The sequence below is a fragment of the Streptomyces sp. Edi2 genome, from assembly GCF_040253635.1.
Taxonomy (GTDB): Bacteria; Actinomycetota; Actinomycetes; order Streptomycetales; family Streptomycetaceae; genus Streptomyces.
This window is the reverse complement of the sequence record NZ_JBEJGX010000003.1, coordinates 7,332,829-7,355,346: the sequence shown is the minus strand read 5'-3', so window position 1 is coordinate 7,355,346 and position 22,518 is coordinate 7,332,829. Positions and strand designations below refer to the sequence as shown.

Annotated in this window: 15 protein-coding genes and 1 pseudogene; 6 read left to right on the top strand and 10 right to left on the bottom strand. The window is 69.4% G+C overall.

The window, feature by feature from the left end; all coding sequences use genetic code 11:
• Positions 1–291 precede the first annotated feature (291 nt).
• From ABR737_RS35640 to ABR737_RS35620, 5 genes are all read left to right on the top strand, one after another.
• The gene (locus ABR737_RS35640; RefSeq protein ID WP_350255209.1) at positions 292–4,590 is read left to right on the top strand and encodes a DUF6603 domain-containing protein; all 4,299 of its coding nucleotides are present in this window, start codon (positions 292–294) and stop codon (positions 4,588–4,590) included.
• Positions 4,591–4,594: 4 nt separating this feature from the next.
• Positions 4,595–6,859, top strand: coding sequence for a hypothetical protein (locus ABR737_RS35635; RefSeq protein WP_350255208.1), 2,265 nt, complete (start codon positions 4,595–4,597; stop codon positions 6,857–6,859).
• Positions 6,860–6,873: 14 nt separating this feature from the next.
• Positions 6,874–10,689: a hypothetical protein gene (locus tag ABR737_RS35630; RefSeq protein ID WP_350255207.1), complete on the top strand. Its 3,816-nt coding sequence runs from the start codon at positions 6,874–6,876 to the stop codon at positions 10,687–10,689.
• Positions 10,690–10,708: 19 nt separating this feature from the next.
• Positions 10,709–11,842, top strand: coding sequence for a hypothetical protein (locus ABR737_RS35625; RefSeq protein WP_350255205.1), 1,134 nt, complete (start codon positions 10,709–10,711; stop codon positions 11,840–11,842).
• Positions 11,843–12,062: 220 nt separating this feature from the next.
• Complete coding sequence (locus ABR737_RS35620; RefSeq protein WP_350257168.1) at positions 12,063–12,251, top strand: hypothetical protein; 189 nt, start codon at positions 12,063–12,065, stop codon at positions 12,249–12,251.
• A 259-nt stretch (positions 12,252–12,510) separates the two neighbouring features.
• Here ABR737_RS35620 and ABR737_RS35615 read toward each other — a convergent pair whose 3' ends face one another.
• From ABR737_RS35615 to ABR737_RS35580, 8 genes and pseudogenes are all read right to left on the bottom strand, one after another.
• Positions 12,511–13,356, bottom strand: a complete 846-nt coding sequence (locus ABR737_RS35615; protein ID WP_350255204.1) for an urease accessory protein UreD — start codon at positions 13,354–13,356, stop codon at positions 12,511–12,513.
• Positions 13,353–14,048, bottom strand: coding sequence for an urease accessory protein UreG (gene ureG / locus ABR737_RS35610; RefSeq protein ID WP_350255203.1), 696 nt, complete (start codon positions 14,046–14,048; stop codon positions 13,353–13,355). Before ureG ends, ABR737_RS35615 begins: the two co-directional genes overlap by 4 nt.
• A gap of 37 nt (positions 14,049–14,085) precedes the next feature.
• The gene (locus ABR737_RS35605) at positions 14,086–14,760 is read right to left on the bottom strand and encodes an urease accessory protein UreF (RefSeq protein WP_350255202.1); all 675 of its coding nucleotides are present in this window, start codon (positions 14,758–14,760) and stop codon (positions 14,086–14,088) included.
• Between the two features lie 94 nt (positions 14,761–14,854).
• Positions 14,855–16,585 carry an urease subunit alpha gene (locus tag ABR737_RS35600; RefSeq protein ID WP_350255201.1) on the bottom strand — a complete coding sequence of 577 codons (1,731 nt, stop codon included), beginning with the start codon at positions 16,583–16,585 and terminating at the stop codon, positions 14,855–14,857.
• 29 nt (positions 16,586–16,614) lie between these two features.
• Positions 16,615–16,995 (bottom strand): urease subunit beta, encoded by a 381-nt coding sequence (gene ureB, locus ABR737_RS35595; protein WP_350255199.1) that lies wholly within the window; start codon positions 16,993–16,995, stop codon positions 16,615–16,617.
• A gap of 74 nt (positions 16,996–17,069) precedes the next feature.
• Positions 17,070–17,369, bottom strand: a pseudogene (gene ureA, locus ABR737_RS35590) (urease subunit gamma); the annotation flags it as partial.
• Positions 17,370–17,686: 317 nt separating this feature from the next.
• Positions 17,687–18,058 carry an NUDIX hydrolase gene (locus ABR737_RS35585; RefSeq protein ID WP_350255197.1) on the bottom strand — a complete coding sequence of 124 codons (372 nt, stop codon included), beginning with the start codon at positions 18,056–18,058 and terminating at the stop codon, positions 17,687–17,689.
• Positions 18,059–18,671: 613 nt separating this feature from the next.
• Positions 18,672–19,031 carry a winged helix-turn-helix transcriptional regulator gene (locus tag ABR737_RS35580; RefSeq protein WP_327158398.1) on the bottom strand — a complete coding sequence of 120 codons (360 nt, stop codon included), beginning with the start codon at positions 19,029–19,031 and terminating at the stop codon, positions 18,672–18,674.
• Positions 19,032–19,250: 219 nt separating this feature from the next.
• Here ABR737_RS35580 and ABR737_RS35575 point away from each other — a divergent pair, with 219 nt between their 5' ends.
• Positions 19,251–20,204, top strand: coding sequence for an alpha/beta fold hydrolase (locus ABR737_RS35575; RefSeq protein ID WP_350255195.1), 954 nt, complete (start codon positions 19,251–19,253; stop codon positions 20,202–20,204).
• A gap of 46 nt (positions 20,205–20,250) precedes the next feature.
• On the opposite strand, the gene ABR737_RS35570 is transcribed toward ABR737_RS35575, so the two are convergent.
• Together ABR737_RS35570 and ABR737_RS35565 are read right to left on the bottom strand one after the other, a co-directional pair.
• Entirely contained in the window at positions 20,251–21,786 is a 1,536-nt protein-coding gene (locus ABR737_RS35570; RefSeq protein WP_350255193.1) for an ISKra4 family transposase, read from the bottom strand.
• 65 nt (positions 21,787–21,851) lie between these two features.
• Positions 21,852–22,328 (bottom strand): hypothetical protein, encoded by a 477-nt coding sequence (locus ABR737_RS35565; protein ID WP_350255192.1) that lies wholly within the window; start codon positions 22,326–22,328, stop codon positions 21,852–21,854.
• Between the last annotated feature and the right edge of the window lie 190 nt (positions 22,329–22,518).

The following is a 22,518-nucleotide window of genomic DNA, read 5'->3' as shown; positions in this document are numbered from 1 at the left end:
GTTGGCGCTCCTCGTCTCGTCGGGCGGCGCGGGGCCGGTGAGTCGATGCGGCCAGGGAGTCCGTCACGGCGGACAGAGGGCGGGAGGGTTTCCGGCCACCGGGACGCTCGTACGCCTCCTCGCAGAGCCCATGAGCAAGCTGCGTCCGCCACGGTCATTGCGGGGATAGGCACCCTTCCCTCATCGCATGAGCAACGATAGGTTCCGACGCCAGAGGGTTACCCTGCAATAACGCACTGTCACTCCATGATGATCCCCGCTATCCGCCATGGGTAGGAGCTCGATGCGGTTATGCCACTTTCCGTCAGCGCTCTTCGCAAAGCCCTGGAGATCGCCCAGGGCGAGGGCTCGTTCCAGATCGGGCCGGTCGACCTGGGCATTCCTGACATCCTCGACCTCTTCCGGCGCTTCCTCCCGGACGGTGTGATCGACCTTGTCAGCGACGTCGCCGCGGATGTGGACCGGCTGTCCATGGTCGGCTCGATCCGGCTGGCCTCGCAGGTCACCTCCGCAGCCACAGTGTTCTTCCTGCCAGACGAGGCGTGGGAGTACGTAGTGGGAGTACGGGTGGACATTCGGCTGCCCGAGGGCGAGGGACTGCCGGACGAGGTGAAGGGGATCCCGGCCGCCCTGGAGCGCATCGGGCTCGGCCCACTGCATGTGGTGTTCGGGGCCGAGCCGAAGGCCGACGGCGGAGTGCAGGGCCGGCTCGGGTTCGGGGCGGACCTGAACTTCCCGAACTCCGAGGCCGAGCCGAAGCCCTACGTGTGGGGCTACGCGCCGCTGGGCTCGGGCCAGCAGTGGTCCGTCACCGGCACGTTCCCGGACGTGTCGCTGGACAGCCTGGATGACCTGCTGGACTTCGCGAACCTGCGCCCCGGTGACTTCCAGCTGCCGCCGGACGTACCCAGCGCCGTCGCACTCGCCCTGACCGGGCTGGCGATCAAGTTCGTGCCGCGGCAGGCCGCGCAGGACGCACGCTCGCAAGCCGTGGACTTCGACTGGCTGGAAGCAAGCATGACGGTCTCGCTCGACACCGAGTGGGACGCAATCCCCGGCGCGCTGAAGATCGAGGCCCTGGCCGCGGAGTTCCAGGTCGAGAACCCGCTCAGCGCGTCGCCGAAGCTGCTGGTCGGTGTCGGCGGGAGGGTGCGACTGGGTGCCGACGTGCTCGTGGACGTGCACGTCGCCTATCCGGACAAGACTCTGAGCGGGACGCTCACCGAGCCTTTCCCGCTGGCCTCGCTGACCGGCTCGCTGCCGCCGGGGATGAGTGTCCCCGACGACCCGATGGTCAGTGCGCTGAATGTCGAGGGCGACCTGAACCCGCCGCCGGCCCGTGGCTACAGCTTTTCCGCCACGCTGCAGAACGCCTGGCGCATCGGCGGCGACCGGATCGAGCTGACCGGCGTGACGCTGACCGTCTCGACCTTCGGCGACCAGGCCGCGGGCGAGGTGAGCGCGCAGTGGCGGATCGGCGATACGGGAACACTGGACGTCACCGGAACCTGGACGAGCGCCGGCTGGTCGTTCCGGGCTCAGGGCGCCGGCATCCGGCCCGCGGACGTGTTCGCCGCACTGGGGATCACGCCACCGGCGTTCGTCGCGGACCTGACCATCGAAGAATTGCTCGTCGAGTTCGACGACCAGGCGAACGTCACCATGGTGGTGCACAGCACCGTCGTCCTTGGTGAGAAGAGTGCGGCACTGGAGCTGCGGATCGCCGCAAGCGGCGGCGACACGGCCATCTCCGGGACGCTGGAGCTGACGCTGCCGACCCGGCCGATGAGGTTCGTCGTGCAGGCGGCGCGGGGCGAGGCCGGTAAGTGGCTGGCGGCGAAGTGGGACGCCGGCAATGAGCCGGTCGACGGCCTCGACTTGCTGTCGGCACTGGGGCTCGGCGGCCCGGCCGACACCCCGGCCGCGCTGCTGCCCCGGCTGGACTCCCTGACGCTGTGGTACGAGCCGGGTGCCAAGCGAACGGCACTCGCGGCGGTGGCCGGATACACGTCGTGGGCCTTTGCGGCTGTGGACCGGGCGTTCGGCGCGGCGGCCCGAGTGGGGCTCCGCGCCGCGGCCACGCAGCTGCCGATGGTCGGGGACCTGATCCCGGCGGACCGCGACGTGGCGATGGAAGGCGTCGGATTCGCACTCACGTCAGCGAGCTGGGACGAAGCAGCCGCCGTAGCGGCGAACGAACTGCTGGCGGAAGTGGAGGAGTTCGGCGCGGCAGCATACGGGCGGGTCGGCACGGCGGTGCTCCCGACCGACCTGAGAGCCCCGGTCCCGGCTGCCCCGGACGGCGCCGTCACCGCCGCCATGCCCGCCTTCCCCGAACAAGCCCCCCTCGCAGGACTCTGCCTCACCCTCGCCTATACCGTCGGCGGGGACGAGCAGCCGCCCCTTGTCCTGGAGATCTGGAACCGCCGGGGCGGCGCCAACCTCCCCGCCCGACGGACTCGATCCGTCGACGCCGGCCGCGACCTCGACCTCGCCATCGGCCCGCTCCGCCTCAACCGGATCGCCCTCGGCTACACCGACCAGCGTGTCTTCCTCGCCTTCGACGCGACCCTCCAGGTCGGCCCGGTCGAGTTCACCTTGCTGGGACTGGGCATCGCCGTCGACGCCGACCTCGCCGCCCCAACTGCCCAGCCGGTGCTGTCCGGCGCGGCCCTGCGCATGGACAAGCCGCCGCTCAGCATCGCCGGCGCGTTCGAGAACCGCCCCGCCCCCGGCTTTTCCGTGCTGCTCGGCGGGTCGGTCGCGGTCGAGGCGAAGTTCTTCGCCATGACCGCGCTGGGCACCTACGCCCGCAGTCGCGACGGCTGGTCCTCGGTCTTCCTGTTCGGAGAGGCCGGCGGTGTCGGCGACGTGGCCCTGTTCGGACCGCCGGCGTTCACCGTCACCGGGCTGTCCGGCGGCTTCGGCGTCAACAGCGACGTGCGGTTGCCGGCCATCGACGAGGTCGGCGAGTTCCCGCTCGTCCGTCGCCTGACCGGCTCCGGGTCGCCGTCGCCGCAGGAGATCCTCGAGCTGTTGATGGGCCCGGATGCGTGGGTGCGGCCGGTGGCCGGCAGCTACTGGGGCGCGGTCGGCGTCCAGTTCACCTCGTTCAAGTTCATCCAGTCCCGCGCCCTGGCCGTGGTCAAGTTCGGCAACGAGCTGGCCGTGATGCTGCTGGGCCGCACCACGGTGACGTTCCCCAAGAACGCCGAGCCCGGCCGCAAGGTCCAGGCCCGGCTCAACATCGACCTGCGGCTCGGCTACGAGGACCGCAAGGGCCTGTTGTCGATGGATGTGGCCGTCGCCGACGGCTCGTTCATCTTCCACGAGTCCGCGCGTCTGACCGGCGGCATCGCCGTCTACCTCTGGACCGGCGGTCCGAGCCCGGGCGATTTCGCCATCACCGCCGGCGGGTACCACCCCTCCTACAACGTCCCCGCGCACTATCCGCGCCCGGCGCGCATGGGCTTCATCTGGTCACCCGACAACACCATCCGTGTCAGTTCTCAGATGTACACCGCGCTCACCCCGAATGCGATCATGGCCGGCGGCCGCCTGGAGGCCCGCTACGAGAAGGGCCTGCTGTCCGCCTGGTTCACCGCGTATGTCGACGCCCTGATCCAGTGGAACCCCTTCTACCTGGAAGTGAGCATCGGCGTCCGTATCGGTGTCGCCTTCACGATCAAGGTCTGGTTCGTGAAGGTGCGGGTCTCCATCGAGGTCGGCGTGGGCATCGACCTGTGGACCCCGCCGCTGGGCGGCCGGGTCAGCGTCAAGGTCTGGTTCATCGGCTTCAGCTTCGGGTTCGGTGCCTCCCGGCCGCCGCTGCCGACGCAGGACTGGCGGGAGTTCCGCCAGCAGCTGCCCGATCCGCTGGCCATCACCCCGCTCGCCGGCCTGCTGCCGGACATCGACCCCGCCGAGCTCGCGGCCCGCACCCTCGCGCACGCGCCGACCGCCATCACCGCCGCCGGGTTCATCGTGGAGACCATCTCGGCGCTGCCCGCGTCGGAAACCTACGTCAACGACGTCCCGTTCGGTGACGGCGGCAAAGCCGTCGACATCCGCCCGATGGCGAAGCGGGACCTGACCTCCGAGCACCGGGTCACCATCAAACGCAACGGCAGCGAGTTCGCCTGTCAGCGGTACGGCTGGACGATCACCCAGATCACGCGCGACGTGCCGAGCGCGCTGTGGGGCGCGCCGGGTGAGCCGGACTTGGCGGAGGGACTGATCCCCGGCCACCTCGTCGGCCTGCGCATCGAAATCCCCGATCCCTCGGTCGGGGACGAGGTCGGGCCGATCAGCACCGAGGCGCTCGGCGTGGAGGCGCTGCCGGAAGGCCAGATGCCGCTGCGCGACGCGGCCGCCAGCGGGCCGGTCCCCGCAGCCGACCCGACCAGCCCGCGTCTGATCGCCGACACCCTGACCGCGAGCGGCGTGAAGGACAAGCGAACGGCCGTCCACGACGCGCTGGAGCGCTGGGGTTACGCGCAGCCCGACGGCGCGCTCGATCAGTACGCCTCCCGCGCGCAGAACACCCTGACCGACGCACCGCTGGTGCTCCCGACGACGATGGCGAGCTGACACCGTGGCCACCCGACCGTTCACCGCCGGCACCCGCGCCTCACAAGAGCTGCTGGACGTCAAGTTCATCGACCACATGAGCCCGGCCGCGACCGCCGGGACGTACACGATCGAGGTCGAACACGCCCTCAAGGAGGGCACGACACCGGTCGACGGCAGCGATCCGCTCCCCCGTGCCGGCGAACAGTTCGAGATCCGCGCGCCGCAGTTCATGCTCGATGGCGCAACCGTGCAGGCGGTCTATCCGGCGCGCGGTGCGGACGGCGACTTCCGGCTCGTGCTGCCGCACATCACCCTGACCCGCGAGTACCTGCCATGGGAGCGGGAGCCGAAGTGGTCACGGGCGGAGCGGCGCGCGCCGTGGCTGGCGTTGATGCTGTTCCGGGCCGGGGAGCTGCCCGACGACCCCGAGGGCCTGGCCCTGACGACGGAGCGGACGGTGGCCGAGCTGCTTGCGGGCGACGACGAGACGGTGCTCGGTCCGGCGCTGACCGGTCTCGACGAGCCCGCGCTGGCGGGCAACTGCCGGACCATCGACGTCCCGGCGTCGGTGTTCACGGCCGTCCTGCCGCGGGAGCAAGAGCTCTACTACCTGGCGCACGTCCGCGACGTCGACGAGCCGAAGCTGCTGGCGGACGGCGAGATCCTGATCAAGGGAACGTTCAGCGTGGTCACCGCCAACCGGTTCCCGCGCGGCGAAGGCGACTACGCGGTACATCTGGTGTCGTTGGAGGGTTTCGACCAGCACCTGGGCGGGACGCTGCCGTCGGGGGTAGACCATGTACGGCTGGTGTCACTGTGGTCGTGGTCGTTCCGCAACGACCCAACGGCGGCGTTCGACGCGGCCGGGATCCTGGCGAACCTGGTGGCGCCGGGCAACAGGGATCCGGAGAACCTGGCACTGCGGATGCCGCGTCCGGCGAAGGCTCCCCGCTTGCCGAGCGCGGAGGAGGCGTACGCGCTGGAGCGGCTGCGTCTCGGGTACGCGCCGGTGCCACACCGGCCGATCACCGGCGAGCACACCTATGCCTGGTACCGCGGGCCCCTCACGCCGTTGACCGCGCAGGAGATCCCGGCGTTGGACACCTCAAACCCGCACACCACCGCCGACTTCGCCCTCGCCTATGACCGTACGTACGGCGTCTTCGACGTCTCCTATGCCGCCGCGTGGACGCTCGGCCGGACCGTGGGGCTGGCCGACCCGTCCTACGGGAAGGAGATGACGCGGGCCCGGCGGGAGCTGGCGAACACGGCGGTGCGGATGATGGCCGTGGCGAACGACCCGGTGCGCTCCGCCGTCGGCGTCTCGTCGGCCGACGGGACCCGGTTCGGCCTCAGCGCCCTGGCCCGGCTGGCCGCGAACCGCGGCGGCCGGATGCTGGTCGACGCTCTCGGTGCGCCGCAGCTTCCGGAGGAGGCGGTGCCCAAGCCCGTCCGGCTCGACCGGCTGAGCCGCGCCGACGCCCGCGCCGCGCTCGGTGACGACGCCCGGGCCGCGACGCTGCTGTCGGTCGCGAGCCACCGGGCCGGCACGCTGGCCGACCGGCTCACCGAGCTCAGGACCCTGCGATCGGTGCCGTTCTCGTATCTGGTGCCGGACTTCCGGATGCTGCCCGAGGAGTCGCTGCGCCTGTTCCGCGTCGACCCGGTGTGGATCGACGCGCTGCTGGCCGGGGCTCGGGATGTGGCCGTGCACACCTCCCTCGACCAGCACTGCGACCTGTCGCTGCGGGCCGCGACACGGTCCGGGGACCGGACGGGTTATCCGGCTGCCGGGCTGCTGATGCGCTCGGACCTGGTGCCGGCGTGGCCGGACTTGGTCGTCGTCGGCAAGAAGGGGGCGCGGGAGCTGACGGAGATCCGGCGCGAGCTGGTGGCCTCGGACATCCTGCTGTGCCTGTTCGACGACGTCCCTGACCACGTGCTCATCCGCGAACCGAGCGAGGGCATCCACTTCGGCGTCGACACCGACTCCGCCAAACGCGAGGTGATCGGGCTGCGACAGCTCAGGGCCGGCCAGGACCCCCCGCTGGGCGCCACGTTGCCCGGCCGGTACTTCCCCACCGGCTCGGACACGGTGTTCTCCAAATACCTCCGCCCGCCGCAGGAGGGCGGCGTCGCCGACGTCCTCCGGCTCGAAGGAAACGACGGCTTGATCAAGCCGCTCGCGCAGGCGCACTCGCTGTCCGATCTGCATCCGGCACAGCTCGCCGTGCAACTCGTCAACGCGCCGCTGGAGCAGCAACTGGTGCCCGGCCAGGGCTCGTGAAGGAGACCACTGAGATGACCGACGCCATCGAACCCGCCGCGGGCACGGAACCGGGCGACACGACCGACCTGATCGTCCCGATCCGGCTCCACGCCCTGGTGTCCAACGACATGGTGAACTCCGCCGGCGGGCCGTTCTCCCGCTGGCGCACGGACTACGAGCTGATGCTGGAGGAAGGCACACCGCCGGAATCGCCTGCCGGGCAGGGCGCCGAGGAGCAGGTGCCGTTCGGGGTGCGCCTGCAGTGGCAGTTCCCCGAAGCGCTCGCGGCCGGGCACTACGACGAGAAGACCGAGGTGACCACGTTCCCGCTGGTGCCGAACCGGTGGCTGATCGTGCGGTACTTCGATCCCAAGGGGCGGCCGACGCCGGCGAACCGGAACACGGTGCACGCCAAGGGCTGGCTCGTGCACAGCGACTACCTCGAGAGCGATTACCCGGACCGGGACGACTGGGCCAAGCTGAAGGCGCCGCGGTTCCGGGACCCGGAGTCGACGGAGACCACGTTCCTCAGCCTGGTCACCGACGTCACGGACGAGCCGTGGAGCGATCCGGGGCGGCGCGAGCCGTTCCTGACCGCGGTCGGGCCCGGGATGCCGGCCTTCGCCGCCTACGAGCCTTACCACGAGGGCGTCTTCTCCTTCCACGACGACCTCGAAGACCTCAAAGACGGCGTGATCGACACCTATCCGCCGGACAACCGGCTGTCCTACCTGGCTGTCGGCTGGTACTCCGAGCAACCCGCCGACATCCTGGCGCAGGCGCTCGACATCCCTGGCCTGCTGCCGCCGGACCGCACCGATCCCGCGGCCGTACTGGAAGCGCTCGGGTGGGCTCTCCCCGGCACCGTTCCAGGCACGCTCCGCAACACGCTGTATGTCGGCACCGCGCTGGGCGTCACCTGGAAGCAGCGGAACTACCAGCCGCCCTCGGACAAGCCCGATCCTGTCAACGCCCCCCTCAAGGTCGCGGTCGGGCACAGCGTCGGCGATGCCGCCGCCGCACTGACCGCGCACCAGACCCGCTCGGCCGAGAACGGGGATCTGCTGTCAGCCCTCTATCACGGCACCATCGACACCTTCGACGCTCCCGGCGGGGACGACGAGCTGGACGAGGCGCTGCGCAGCAGCTGGTTCGCCGGGCACGAGGCCGGCTACGCGTGGCGGCTGGTGGAGCGGCGCGGTGAGGGCTTCGGCGACGACACCGAGGGCAGCGCCGCCGCACGCCGCACCGCGCGGGCAACCGATCCGCAGTGGTTGGTACGGCTCAACGATCAGCAGGCCGCCCACGACGCCGAGCTGCCGAAGCTTCGGAGCCTGCAATGGCGGACCTGGACGCTGTGGTTCCTCCGGAACCGGGCGCCACGCGAGGGTGCGCACGCGCCGGGTTTCGACGCGGCCGCCGACGCGCAGCTCGACCCGGCGGCGAGCCCGAACGGCAAGCCGTCCATCGCCAAGCTCACCAAGGCGCAGTACGAGAGAGTGGCGGCGCTCGCGGCGGGCCTGCCGTGCGGCGACACGCCTGAGGAGCTGGAAGCGGCGATCGCGGATTTCGTCGCCCGGCCGGACGTCGACGTTCCGGAGGGGATGGCGCTCCGGCGCGAGACGTCAGAGAACTACTACACGCCGGCCGACCCGGTCGTCGTCATCGAGGGCGCCAACGTCTCCGAGCCGCTGGCGCGTTACACGCCCCTTCCGGTGCGGCCGGCCGGGGACCTGCTGCGGTCGCTCAAGATCGGCGGCTCGTTCGAGAACGTACCGCCGAACCCCCCGGCGCCACGGCTGGACGGGTTCCCGCTGCCGGTCGGATCGCTGCTCGCGGAGTTCGCGCTGCTGGACAAGGCAGCCTGGACGCCGGCCGCCGCCCCCGGTCCGACCGCGCTGCACAACGCGATCGCCCATCCCGACCTCAACGTCACCGGGAGCCTGGCGCAGTACACGGCGTATTGGAAGCAGCCCTGGCTGCCGATGTATCTCCAGTGGGACGTGCGGTATGTACCCACACCGTTCCGGACCGGGAGCACCGAGCACTGGGAGTTCGATGGGAACACGTACACGTGGAAGGGATCCGGATCGACCGCCGAGGACGCCTCGTCGTCACTGCGCCGGATCTTCCGGGGCCGGTCCTTCCTGACACCGACCGTGCGCTACGTGGTGGAGCGGCAGTTGGACCGGTACCTGGAGACGTATCCGGACGCCGAGGGAATGGGCGTGCGCCAACTCCGCGAAGACGTAGCGGACCTGGACATGCTGTCGCAGACCCTTGACGGATTCCACGACTGGCTGGTGACGCAGAGCGGCGCGGCCCGGCCGCTGCGGTCCCGGGCCCCGGTCCCGTCCGCTCTGGAACCGCTGCTCGGCGACGCGGCCTGGTGCCCCGCACCGAGCGGTCACAGCGACACAGATCCCGCCGACGACACATTCCAGCCGGTCCGCGCCGGGCAGTTCTTCTTCTACGACCTGCGGATCATCGACCGCTTCGGGCGGGTCGTGGACCTCACCAACAGCGCATACCACGAAAGCTTCCCACCCCTCCGCGCCCTCAGCGTCCTGCCCGACCCGGGCAAGCCGCTGTACCCGGAACCGATCGGCGCGCAGCGGTTCATCCAGCTGCCGCCGCGCCTGCTGCAGCCGGCGCGGGTGCGGCTGGCCGCCGTGCACGCCCTGGACGGCGCCGCCTCGCCCGCCGCCCCGACGGCACGCGATGCCGGGACGCCTGCCACGCCGGTCGCCGGGTGGCTGCTGGTCAACCGGCTGGACGAGACGCTGATGGTCTACGCACCGGACGGCTCGCCGCTGGGCGAGATGCGGGTCCTGAACACCACCCAGGCGATCGCATGGAACCCGCTGCCGCACTCGCCTTTCCCGGACCCGGCGTCGCCCGCGTTCACCGCCGCCTACCCGCGCCTGGCCGGCTTCATCGCGGGGCTGCGCGGCCAGACTTCGCCGCACCTGGCGTTCGCGGCCCTGCTGGACACGATCGACGGCACGCTGGACGGCATCGTGGACCCGTCGGCGCAGGACGACGCGGTCCCTTCCCGGCTCATCGGCCGCCCGGTGGCCCTGGTCGCCGCCGACCTGACGATCGACCTGCAGGGGCTGCCGCTGACCGACCCGGGCTGGAGCACCGCACCGATCCCGCCGTCGGACGGCGTGGTGACCGGGACTGCCTCGGTGGACACCGCCTCCGGCGAGGACTACCCGGGCCGCGACGGCTACCGCTGGCCGGTCCGGCTGGGCTCGGCCGCGCGGCTGACCGACGGCCTGATCGGCTACTTCGCCTCGGACTCCGGCCCGGACGGCGCGGTCGGCTACACGGCCCTGTTCACTGAGCAGCGCACCCGCGAGTACCGGCACCCCTATCTGCAACCGATCGGCAACGGCAGCGGTCTGGCGCTGCCGGCCACGCTCCCCGGCGAGGCGGCCGTCACGCACCACCTCAGCGTCCTGATGGACCCGCACGCCGCCGTGCACGCCACCACCGACATCCTGCCGGTCGCCCGCCTCGCTTTGGACGCGGACTTCGTCCACGCCTCGCTGGCGCAGATCCGCGCATCGTTCCGGCTGCACCCGCTGCTGGCGGTGGCCCGGCCGCCGATGTCGGAAGACGAGGCGTCCGCACGGGAGCCAGGGCTCGAAGAGGACTCGATCGTCATGCCGCACCCGGCGGCGTGGCACGGCGACTGGACCTGGGCCGAGCCCCGGGACCGGGCCGGGGACGCGCCGGAGTGGCTGGAGTTCCCGATCGCGATGGCGGACACGTACGCATATCCGGGTGAGCCGGTCGCCGAGGCGCGCGCCGGATATCTGCAACTGAAGCCCCGGGACTGAGGACTGAAAGGACTTCTCCATGAGCATGACGGTGCTGGCCGACTCGCTGCTGAGCTACACGATCGAGCCGGATCCCAACCCCCTGACAGTGTCCACGGCCAAGGATCCGGTGTGCGGCCGGCTGGACATCACCGTCGGACTCGGGGACTCGGGACCGGCCTACTGCAAGAGCGTCAAAGTCCGGATCCCGATCGGCGCGGGCGACTCGTCGCTCACCGAGAACCGTGCGCAGCTCACCTCGGCCATCGTCGGCGCGAGCGGCTGGACCGCACGTCCCGGTTTCGCCGACGGCACCTGGCAGGTCTTCGAGTTCGTGCCGCAACGGCCGGTGCAGGTCACCGGGAGCGCCGTCACCCTGGTCGTCTCGCAGATCGAGGTGAACAAAACGGTCGGCGAGGCGGACATCGAGATCATCGAGGAAACCTCCCCGACCAACGGGTCCTTCACCTCGAAGACGACCGAAGCCTGCGTGACGAAGTTCCCGGCGGAGTTCGTGTTCCGCAACTTCCGCCCGACCAAGGTCATGGTCTGCAACGGCGAGAAAGCGGTCCTGAAATGGGACGGCAGCGCGGACGCCGCCTACACGATGTTCTGGGACCGCAACTCCCAGGACGTCTCGAACGTCCGCGAGTGGACCACTCCCCAACCGCTGACCGCCCCGACCGGTTTCATGCTCCAGGCGACGGTGACCGCCGGCGGCCAGACGCTGACGCACACGCTGACCACTGTCGTGATGGTCGAGCGGCCCGACTTGGAAGTCGGCCACCTCGACATCTCCGGGCGCACCACCTTCCGCGGCGGTCCACTGGAAGGGCTGATCCAGGACAGGGTGTTCCTTCATACGAGGATGCCGGGGAACACCGAAAAGACACCCAGCTTCCGCACGCAGGGCCCGGGGATCATCCGCGTCGAGCTGTATATCGGTACGCTTCCCGCTGGACAGATTGCCAGGGCAGGAGTCAAGCTCGGGAACTCCCAGACGACGACAGTAGTGCTGTCAGGCCCCGCTCCTTATAGGGCATCGGCGGTCGAGCCGATCAAGGCGGGCGTAACCGTAGACCTCGACGTGTACTGGCCCGACCAGATCTTCTCGGGCGACGCTTGGTGGTGGTGGTATCCGCTGGGCCCGCAGGAACCTCCCGTCCGCATCTGAAGGATCCGGCCCGTCCGGGCTACTTATAACTCCTAACGGAATGACCAGTTGAGTGGTTGGATCACTCTGCGTGCCGAGGGGTCTTCGCGTGTGTACGGCGGATGGGACATTCGAGTTGTGGGCGGTGATCGAGCCGCTGCTGCCGAACGTTGAGTGTCGCAAGCACCATCCGGGCCGCAAGTGGCTCGATGTCCGATTACCCCTGCAAGGAAGCCTGTTCGTGCTGCACACCAGGACCTCGCGCCAAGGTCTGGGACTGCACCGCTCGGTGGCCGTCCAGTGGCAGCAGGCCAGCGGCGGCGACTGGATGGCGTACGCCGCAGACGTGGCCGAGCGGAACTCCCGTACGTCGGGAGCCGATCAGGTGGCTCCGGCGAACGAGAATTCCTCGACGACGTCCCACGTGTAGATGCCCCGGCCCGGGACCTGCGCTGGTTCACGAGGTGGACTCGGTCGATCGTGACGTCGATCCGTTCGGGGCGGAGCCGTCGGAGCTCGCGGTTGAGCCGCCGATCATCCTCACTCTCCCGCCGGGCGTAGGCCAGGCTGTGGCCCGCTTCCCATCCTGGATCCTCATCGCCCCAAGCCACTCCAGCCGAGCCGTGGCCCGATCGAAACGCCGGTCATGCGAGCTGTCGCACTCTCACCACACACCTACATCAACGGCGTTACAGCTGAGGATCAGGTTGAGCGGGGACTCCGGTCGCTTGGTGGCCGCGTTCCAGGAGGCGTTGGAGGGTGCGGTTGTCGGCTGCTGCCACGGAGATGAGGACGGCTGGGCCGGCGAGGGGTGTGAGGGCGGCTTCCCCCTGGTCGGAGTCGGTGGAGAGGGTCTGAGGTGGTGGTTTGTGGTGGGTGAATTCGGGGGTGACGATGAGGATTTGGCCGGTCATGCGGTAGTTCGCGAGGACGGCTGGGCCCGACCAGCCGGGGGCTCCGGGGCCGAGATGGAGCTCTTGGTCGAGCAGGGGTTGTTCGGCCAGGCGGACGGTCAGGCGGGTGCGCAGCTGTCCTGGGGGTTCGTTGGTGCGGCCGAGTACCTGTTCTTCTCGCAGGATCAGTCGGGCCCTGGGGGCCAGTTCGGCGCGGGTGGTGGTCACCAGGTCGCTGCCTACGACGGAGATCACGGGATCGGGCTGATAGTGCAGTTCGGCGTCGTCGTCCACGCGGAGCAGCACGTCATGGGTGGCGGTGCCGCCGTAGGGGCCCGGCAGGGCGAGGGTGGCGCCGATCGTGTCGAGGTGCAGGCGTGCGCCGGTGCGGACTTCGATGTTGAGGCTGAGCCGGTCGCCGCCGAGAGGTGCGCTCACCGCGCCGGTGAGCGCGACTCGGGTGTAGTGGCCGGTGGCGTTGAGTCGGCGGGGGATGAGGGCCCGTCGTCCGTAGAGCACGGGCAGTGCCGTGCCGCCGCGCGGGTCGGGGACGGCAACGATCCGCGCGGCGGAGGTAACCCCTGGAGTGGGTGCGGCAGGTTCCGCTGCGTGGTGTGGGGGCTTGGCGGGTGCGAGGGTCATGCGGCGTCCGTGGTCCAGTCGGCCAGGCGTGCGCGCACCCAGTCGGAGACGGGCTGGATGCCGTCCTCCGTCTTCAACGTGGTGAAGGCGACGGGGAGTTCGCCGCGCTGTGCCTTCGCGTCGCGGGCCATGCCTTCAAGGTCGACGCCGACGTAGGGGGCCAGGTCGGTCTTGTTGACGATCAGGAGGTCGGCGTTGGTGACGCCGGGGCCGCCCTTGCGCGGAATGTCGTCCCCGCCCGCCACATCGATCACGAAGATCTGGAAGTCGACCAGGCCCTTGGAGAAGGTGGCGGTCAGGTTGTCGCCGCCGGACTCCACCAGCACCAGGTCCAGTGGTCCGACCCCGTCCTCCAGGTCCTCCACCGCCTCCAGGTTGGCGGAGATGTCGTCCCGGATGGCGGTGTGCGGGCAGGCGCCGGTCTCCACCGCGCTGATCCGCTCGGGGGGCAGTACCGCCTCCCGCAGCAGGAACTCGGCGTCCTCACGGGTGTAGATGTCGTTGGTGACCACTGCGATGGACAGCTCCTCGCGCAGCGCCCGGCACAGTGCCGCGACGGTGGCGGTCTTGCCGGTGCCCACCGGCCCGCCCAGGCCGATGCGCAGCGCCCGGCGCCTCCCGTTGGGGCGTGTGGGGGCGGCGGCGCTGTAGGTGTGGCGCTCGGGGAAGGTCTGCGCGTGGTCGAGGTGCATGGGGGCTCCGGTGTTTCGTGGTGGTGCGGGTGGGGGGTCAGGAGGCGAAGAGGCGCACCGGCCAGGCGGCGTGCTGCTCGGCGGTGATGTCCAGCAGCGGCGCGGATGCGGCGGGCAGCGCGTCGAGGCCCTCCAGTGGGACTCGTTGGGCGGCCTGTGCGGCCTGCGCGGCGACCTGGTCGATGTCGTCGGTCAGGCGCGCCAGGACGGCGGTGGCCTCGAAGGGGTCCAGGCTCAGCAGGCGTACGACGGCGGTGGCCGGGCCGCTGACGTTCTCGTATGCCACCGCGTAGGCGGCATCCAGCGGCGCCAGCCCGGCCGAGCGGGCCGCAAGCCCCATGACGATGGGCTGGTGGGCGCCGCGCGGGCGGGCCGCGGCCAGCGCGTCCAGCTCGGCCGAGGGCCAGGTCGCGCGGGCGGCCCGCATCATCTGCCGGCCCAGTCTGCGGGCCACAAGCCGCAGGGCGGGGGCGGGGGTTCGGGCGTCGGCGGCCTCGTCCAGCAGGAGTGGGTCGCAGCCGGATGCCGCCGCGGCGGCCAGGCCCGCGCCGACCAGCCCCGCGGTGTGCAGCCGGCCCCGGCAGAACGCCTCCAGGGTGGGGGTGTCCCGGATTCGGCCTGCGGTGACGGCCGGTTCGGCGCCCCCGGAGTGCGCATGCCCTCCGGCGGGGAACCGGCCGTCAGCGAGGACCAGCAGTGCCGCGCGGCTCATCGCGATTCCCTACGGTGACTGCGGTGGTGGCAGTGGCGGTGGTGACTCATCAGCAGGTTCGCCACAATTCTCGGGACGGTGTTCGCAGCAGCCATCAGACGAGGAAGTACCGCTGGGCGAGCGGAAGAACCTTCAGTTCGTCCTCCGGGCACATCTGCTGCACATCCTTGCCGTCAATGGTGACCTGGAACGAGTCAGAGTTGACGACGATCTCCGGCGTCGCGTCGTTCTCCTTCATGTCGGCCTTGGTGAGGTGCCTGGTGCCCTTGATCTTGTGGAACGGCTTGGCCACGCCGATCTTGTCCACCAGGCCGCCCTTCCCCAGCGCGAAATGCGTGACGAAGTTCAGCGAGAGCGATGCCGGCGCCCGGCCGACCGCGCCGTAGGCGGGTCGAGGCAGCACGGGCTGCGGGGTGGGGATGGAGGCGTTGGCGTCGCCCAGCTGCGCGTACGCGATCTGCCCGCCCTTGATGACCAGGTGCGGCCTGACGCCGAAGAATTTCGGCTCCCACAGCACCAGGTCGGCGAGTTTGCCCGCTTCCACCGATCCGATGACGTCGCCGACGCCGTGGGTGATCGCCGGGTTGATGGTGTACTTGGCGACGTAGCGGCGGACCCGGTGGTTGTCGCAGGAGCTGGTGTCGCGGGGCGCGGCGCCGATGCGTTCCTTCATGACGTGTGCGAGCTGCCAGGTGCGCAGGATGGTCTCGCCCGCGCGCCCCATCGCCTGGGCGTCCGAGGACGTCATCGAGATCGCGCCGAGGTCGTGCAGGATGTCTTCGGCGAGCATGGTGGTCGGCCGAATCCGCGACATGGCGAAGGCCACGTCCTCGTCGACGTTCGGGTTGAGGTGGTGGGCGACCATGAGCATGTCGAAATGCTCTTCTTCGGTGTTGAACGTGTACGGAATGCTCGGGTTGGTGGAGGAGGGCAGCACATTGGCGTGGCCGGCCACGGTGATGATGTCCGGGGCGTGCCCGCCGCCCGCACCCTCGGCGTGGTACACGTGGATGCCCCGGCCGGCGATGGCGTCGAGGGTGCTGCCCACGTAACCGGCCTCGTTCAAGGTGTCGGCGTGCAGGGCAAGTTGCGCTCCGCTCTCCTGGCACACCTCCAGGGCGGCGCGGATGGCGGCGGGGGTCGCCCCCCAGTCCTCGTGGATCTTGAATCCGAAGGCGCCGGCGCGCAGTTGGTCGCGCATCGACTCCTTGTTGACCGTGCTCCCCTTGCCGGTCAGGCCGATATTGACCGGGTAGGCGTCCAACGCCTCGAACATCCGGGCCAGGTACCAGGCCCCTGGGGTAACGGTGGTGGCCTTGCTGCCCTCGCCGGGTCCGGCGCCGCCGCCGATGAGGGTGGTGACTCCGGAACCCAATGCCTCGGGGATGACTTGCGGGTCGACGAAGTGCACATGTGTGTCCACGGCACCCGCGGTGAGGATTTTGCCGTTGCCCGCGATGATCTCCGTCTCGGGCCCGATGATGAGGTCCGGATGGATTCCGTCCATGATGTCGGGGTTGCCGGCCTTACCCAGTGCGACGATCCGGCCTTCGCGGATGCCCACATCGGCCTTGACGATGCCCCAGTGGTCGACGATCACCACGCCGGTGATGACGGCGTCGGGCGCCCCGTCCTTGCGGCTGAGCAGGGACTGCCCCATGGACTCGCGCAGTACCTTGCCGCCGCCGAAGACCGCTTCCTCCCCCGCCCGTCCCGGCCCTCCGGAGCGGTCCTCCTCGATGCGGATCCACAGATTGGTGTCGGCGAGCCGGATGCGGTCGCCAGTCGTCGGGCCGAACAGCTCGGCATACTCGCTGCGGGGCATCGGCTTCAGCCTGTGCCGGGAATTCTCTGTCATCGCTCCGCCCCCGATTCCGTGCCGTCGTTCACGGCTTCCGCGTCGCAGTTCAACGGGCCCGCGGTCTCGCCGCGCAGTCCCGGCACCACCCTGTTGCCCGCCAGCGGCACAAGTTCGATGTCATAGTCCTTATTGCACTCGAAACGCTTCGCCGTCCCCGCCGCGATATGCAGTCGCAGCCCGCGCGCCGCGCTGCGCTCCAGGGGCTCGTTGTCCTCCGAGAAGAACTCCAGGCAGTGATTGACCTCGGCGAAGTGGTAGTGGGAGCCGACCTGGATGGGCCGGTCCCCGACGTTCTTCACGTTCAGGACCGTCACCGGCTTACCCTCATTGATGACAATGTCGGGGCCGTCGAACTCGATTTCTCCAGGAATCACGATTGCTCTCCTGTGGCCATCGAGGCGGAGTCGGCTTCAGGGTCAGGCACAGGCACCAGGCTGGGATCGACCAACTCACGTACGGAGCACAGCTTGCTCCCGTCCGGGAAGGTCGCCTCCACCTGGAGGTCGCGGACCATCTCGAAGACGCCCTCCATCAGTTCCCCGGGGTAGAACAACCGGGCCGCTTCATGGGCCAGGTCCAACACCGGCTTCCCCCGGCGCGCCCCTTCCATGATGTGCACGCTGATCAGCGCGACCACCTCGGGGTAGTTGAGCTTCACGGGCTCGACCGGATCCAACCGACGTTTCGCCGCGATGTCGGCGGCCACGTAAATGAGCAATTTCTCTTGCTCATGGGGGCTCAGATGCATCCACTCCACCTTGTGCTTCGTCCGGCGCCGCCATGGCTCCACAGCGGCCCCGAACGGTATTCGGACCCCGCAACCACCTGCACGGAAAGTAGCCATACGCCCTACCGGGACTTCGTCACCTGCTGTGAAGCGAGGTGCTGTGGCCAGTGGGACTGGGATGCCAAGGCTGCAATCGTCGGGAATTGTCAAGACCGCCACCGACAGGCGTCGCCGGGGGCGGGGCCCGCCATGGGGCCGCGTGTACTCAGCACCCATCAGAGAAGATGTCCTTGTCTTTCGCCTATCACCGCAAATTTGCGGCCAATAGAGTTGGCCGATTATCGCCGTCGCACCCTGGCCGACTCCTCCCACGAACGTTTGAATTCGCAGGCCGCAGGGGTGGCATGAGCTGCGGATGCAGCACTCGCACTGGCCGGAGCCGTGATCGCCTGGAGGTTGTCGTCGGTCAGCAGGAGGTCTCGGTGACCGTCAGGACGAACACCCTGCGCATGCGCCGCCAGGAGCAGCCCGGCGACGCTGCCGGCCTCGGTGATGCGACCGGCGCGAACAGCGTCCACGGCTTCGCTGAGCTTCCACCAGCGCACCGTCATACTGATCTCCGTGTCGTCCCGCTGGACCGCGCCGGCCCGCAGGTCGGCAGCGAGGAAGAGCTGAATCTTCGCGGCCGTCACGGCGGAGAGCGGATCCATCACGCTAAGCGGCCGGGTTCTTCCTGGTTGCAGTTCTGGTTGCGTTCAGGGGCGTCCCGGCCCCACCCGCATTCTCCGGAGGGTGTGGTTCGGTTTGAGGGACCTGGTGACCAGGCGTTTCGCTTTGCGGTAGTCCGGTAAGTCCCTGGGGGTGCGGGGTTGGGCCCGGCGCGTCAGCGTCGACGGCATCCGGGAGGCACGGGTGGAACAGGAGCTGTTCGCGTTGTGAAGGAGCGTGAGGAAGCGGCCCGGGTCCGGGTGGAGAGGTCGCAGGGCGAGCTGGCCGCGCTGAACGTGCAGGTCGCGGCTGCCGAGGACGAGCTGTCCCGGCTGGAGATCACCCGGGAGACCCTGGCCACTCTGGGTGGCGAACACATCTCTCCAGCGCTGCAGTTCGAGTCGTCCCTCTCCGGGGATGCGAATCCGGACGATCTGTCCGCGCCCGTCCCGCCAGTGGTCAACCTGGCGACCGGCGAGGTGCCTGCGGAGGGCGACTGGCCCGTGCTCGCCCTGCTGGCCAGAACGGACGTGCCGCTGCGGGCCAAACAGATCTGCGAGCAGACCGGGGAGACACGGTGGTGGTGCTGCTGCACGAGGCGGCGCGCCGGAAGTGTCAGCTGGGCTGACGCTGCTCGTCGTAGTCAGAGCGGGCGGCTTCGACTTCGTCGAGGTGGTCGACGAACCATTCCATCATGGCTTGCAGGGGGGACCTCAGGGTCCGGCCCAGGCGAGTGACGCCGTACTCGATCGCCACGGGCTCCGTGGACACGACCACGCGCTCGACCATGCCGTCGCGCTCCAGCCGGCGCAGGCATGCGGTCAGGGACTTCGGTGTGACGGCCGGCAGGTGTTGCCGAAGCTCACTGAAGCGCTGGGGACGCTTGCACAATGCGTCCAACACGAGCAAAGACCACTTGCCGAACAATTGGTTGAGCAGACGACGGCCGTCGTCATCGAGTTCTGCTGGATTCACGTAAGTCTCCTCGGTGATACCTGATTTCGTTGCAGTCTACTTCGACTACTAGGTATACAAGGGATATCAATCAGTCCCGGCCGCCAAGGCAGGGACCATGGCTTTCGCGTCGGCCGCGGACGGGTTGAGCGCGCGAGTGGTCGGCCGGCCCGAGGCATCACCGAGCGCTGGGCCCGACTGAGACGAGAAAAAGCCATTACTCGATACAAGGAGGCACATATGACTGACAAGGTGGGCACCACTCCGAAGCCGGCTGATCGCGACAGCTTCGTTTCTCATGCTTACCCCGAGAAGCAGGTGAACCTCGGCGAGATCATGATGAACTACGCGGAGGCGGGGTCACCGGACAAGCCGGTACTCCTGCTCATTCCCGAGCAGACGGGCTCCTGGTGGAGCTATGAGCCGGCGATCGAGCTTTTGGCCGAGGACTTCCACGTGTTCGCCGTCGACTTGCGTGGGCAGGGACGGAGCACCTGGACGCCGAAGCGGTACAGCCTCGACAACTTCGGAAACGACCTGGTGCGCTTCATCTCGCTGGTGATCCGGCGTCCGGTCATCGTGTCAGGGAACTCGTCGGGTGGGGTCTTGGCCGCCTGGCTGTCGGCGTATTCGCTCCCCGGCCAGATCCGCGGCGCGTTCTGCGAGGACGCACCATTCTTCGCCTCCGAACTCGTCCCCGCGTTCGGGCACAACATACGCCAGGGGGCGGGCCCGTTCTTCGAGCTGCTCAGCAAACACCTCGGCGATCAGTGGTGCATCGGCGACTGGGCCGGCTTCGGTGCCGCTGCCGAGGCTTCGTCGTCGAAGCTTGCGCAATTCTTCCCGGCAAGCGCGGAGCCGCCCCAGAACCTCAAGGAATACGACCCTGAGTGGGCGCGGGCGTTCTTCGAGGGAACCGCCGGATTGAACACCCCCCACGACCGGATGCTGGCGCAGGTCAGGACACCCGTCCTGATCACCCACCACAACCGGGCGGTCAACCCGCAGACGGGCGATTTCGTCGGGTCGTTGTCCGACGAGCAGGCACAGAAGGCTCACGACATCATGTCGTCCGCAGGCGTCAAGGTCGACTATGAGTCGCATCCGGAAGCGCACCACATGATGCACCAATTCGACCCGGCGCTATACGTGAAGCTGCTGACCGAGTGGGCCTCAACCCTGCCGGCGGAATGACCGGGGCGGATGTCAGAAGGGTGTGGTTCGGTTTGAGAGACCGTGATCACGCCGCGAGTTCGAGGGTGTCGCGGTAGCGGACTGTGTGAACCCGCAGGTGTTCGCGCTGCACGTGGTACTCCCAGTACGCTTCGAAGTCGCCGTTGCTGATGACTGCACGGAGTTTGAGGACAGCCTCGGCGCCTGGCAGGCCCCAGCGGGCGCCGGTGATGTCCATGCGGTCCTTGATCAGGTGCCGGCATGCTCCTTCGATCACTCCGGCGGCGATCGGCCAGCCCTCGGCGAGCGCGATGTCGTAGCCCAGATAGGGCAGCTTGGCCCGCAGGTATCCGACTGCCTTGTCCACACCGGCCCGCTTGTGCTCGCTCAACTGCGCGGCATCCGCCTGCTGTTCGAGGGCGTCGGCGACGTGCTGGGCCGTGCCCTGGAGGATGGCGAGTGCGTGCCCGCCGACCCAGGGTTCGGCCCCGGGGTCGGCCGGGGCGAAGAAGCACCAGGCCGCGCCCCACAGATATTCGAGTACATGGACGAAGTCGATGAGGACGTGGACTTCCAGTTCGCGGGCATCGCACTGTTCGTGGATCAGATCCAGCTGGCGGCGTGCTCCGTCGACCAGCATCACCCACTCGCGTGTCCGGGCGGGGTCGCGCCGCTCGGCGTGGTCGAACACCGCCGCGATGACGGTGCGGGCGTCGGCGGCGACGGAGGCGGTCAGCCACTTGTCCGTCGCGCGTGGCCGGTCGGGCCGCTTCTCACGGTCGGCGCCGTTCGGTCGGATCACCTCCTGCGGACCTCGCGGCTGGGCCGCCAAGGCGTAGACGGCGCCGACGGTCGCCATCCGCTTGCGCCCGCTCTTCTCCCCGCCGGCCAGGCGGGTCTGGTACGGGCCGCCACCTGAGGCGGCCTTCCTCGCGGCGGCCCGCCTGGTCTCCTCGCGCAGCGCGTCGGGACGCATCACGACCCCCTTGCCGTCCGCAGACAACACCAGCAGCATCTCCCCGGAGCCGGAGCCGGAGCCGGAGGCGGAGGCGCTGCGTGCGAAGGTGTAGAAGGCGTCGATGTCCGCCGCGGTGCGCTGGACCAGTTGGATCGTCTGCCGTTTGCCGGTGTGGGTTCCGGTGGCGCGCTCGACCGCGGTCTGCGCGTCGGCGAACGAGCCGCGCGCCGCCTCGACCGCGGCTAGTTTCTTGAGCGTGTGGGAGTGGCGGCCGGTCGGCAGGTCCAGTTCCGCGTCGGCCGGATACAGGTTCGATGCCCCCTTGGCGCGGTAGGCGATCCGCTCCACCTGCACCGTGCCGAACCGCGTGGACAAAAGCCGTGCATGGCTCTTCTCTGCGCATCGGCGCACCACGCCGTCGCTCCCGGCGACCTCTTGCGCCCGCTGTTCTCCGGCCGCCCGCTTCTCGAGCCATTCCTGCAGCATCAGCCGCTGCACCTCGCGGGCGCGGGTGGCGATGAACTCCTCGGTGGCGGCGCAGGCCGCGGAGCGCGCCGGGTCGACGAGGTCCGCGAGGAGCGCCTCGAATGCGGTGCGGGTGGCGGGAAAGCCCTCGGTGATCTCGCGGGAGTCATAGGCTGGCATCGGGCTCTTCCTTCGTTGCTGCGAGGCTTGTCACCAGGCACGACGCGGGAAGAGCCGGCTTTTGTCTACGGCTGCACAGGTGCGCGAACGCTGTCGGCCAGCGCGAACAGGCCGCGCTCGGGCTCGTCCAGCCACCCGTGGCGCACCATCCGCTTCAGCCGCATCCGCAGCGTTTCGATGTGCCGGTGGTCGACGGTCTCCCCGGTCTGCTCGCAGATCTGCTTGGCCCGCAGCGGCACGTCCGTTCTGGCCAGCAGGGCGAGCACGGGCCAGTCGCCCTCCGCAGGCACCTCGCCGGTCGCCAGGTTGACCACTGGCGGGACGGGCGCGGACAGATCGTCCGGATTCGCATCCCCGGAGAGGGACGACTCGAACTGCAGCGCTGGAGAGATGTGTTCGCCACCCAGAGTGGCCAGGGTCTCCCGGGTGATCTCCAGCCGGGACAGCTCGTCCTCGGCAGCCGCGACCTGCACGTTCAGCGCGGCCAGCTCGCCCTGCAACCTCTCCACCCGGACCCGGGCCGCTTCCTCACGCTCCTTCACAACGCGAACAGCTCCTGTTCCACCCGTGCCTCCCGGATGCCGTCGACGCTGACGCGCCGGGCCCAACCCCGCACCCCCAGGGACTTACCGGACTACCGCAAAGCGAAACGCCTGGTCACCAGGTCCCTCAAACCGAACCACACCCTTCTCCGAAGGCTCTTCAGCACAGGTGGAGCGGCGACAGCAACGA

Coding starts and splice junctions, on each gene's coding strand:
- ABR737_RS35570 (WP_350255193.1), bottom strand. CDS start 21,786: ATGCCAGCCTATGACTCCCGCGAGATCACCGAGGGCTTTCCCGCCACC.
- ureG (WP_350255203.1), bottom strand. CDS start 14,048: ATGCACCTCGACCACGCGCAGACCTTCCCCGAGCGCCACACCTACAGC.
- ABR737_RS35585 (WP_350255197.1), bottom strand. CDS start 18,058: ATGGATCCGCTCTCCGCCGTGACGGCCGCGAAGATTCAGCTCTTCCTC.
- ABR737_RS35615 (WP_350255204.1), bottom strand. CDS start 13,356: ATGACCCTCGCACCCGCCAAGCCCCCACACCACGCAGCGGAACCTGCC.
- ABR737_RS35640 (WP_350255209.1), top strand. CDS start 292: ATGCCACTTTCCGTCAGCGCTCTTCGCAAAGCCCTGGAGATCGCCCAG.
- ABR737_RS35630 (WP_350255207.1), top strand. CDS start 6,874: ATGACCGACGCCATCGAACCCGCCGCGGGCACGGAACCGGGCGACACG.
- ABR737_RS35605 (WP_350255202.1), bottom strand. CDS start 14,760: ATGAGCCGCGCGGCACTGCTGGTCCTCGCTGACGGCCGGTTCCCCGCC.
- ABR737_RS35575 (WP_350255195.1), top strand. CDS start 19,251: ATGACTGACAAGGTGGGCACCACTCCGAAGCCGGCTGATCGCGACAGC.
- ABR737_RS35625 (WP_350255205.1), top strand. CDS start 10,709: ATGAGCATGACGGTGCTGGCCGACTCGCTGCTGAGCTACACGATCGAG.
- ABR737_RS35600 (WP_350255201.1), bottom strand. CDS start 16,585: ATGCCCCGCAGCGAGTATGCCGAGCTGTTCGGCCCGACGACTGGCGAC.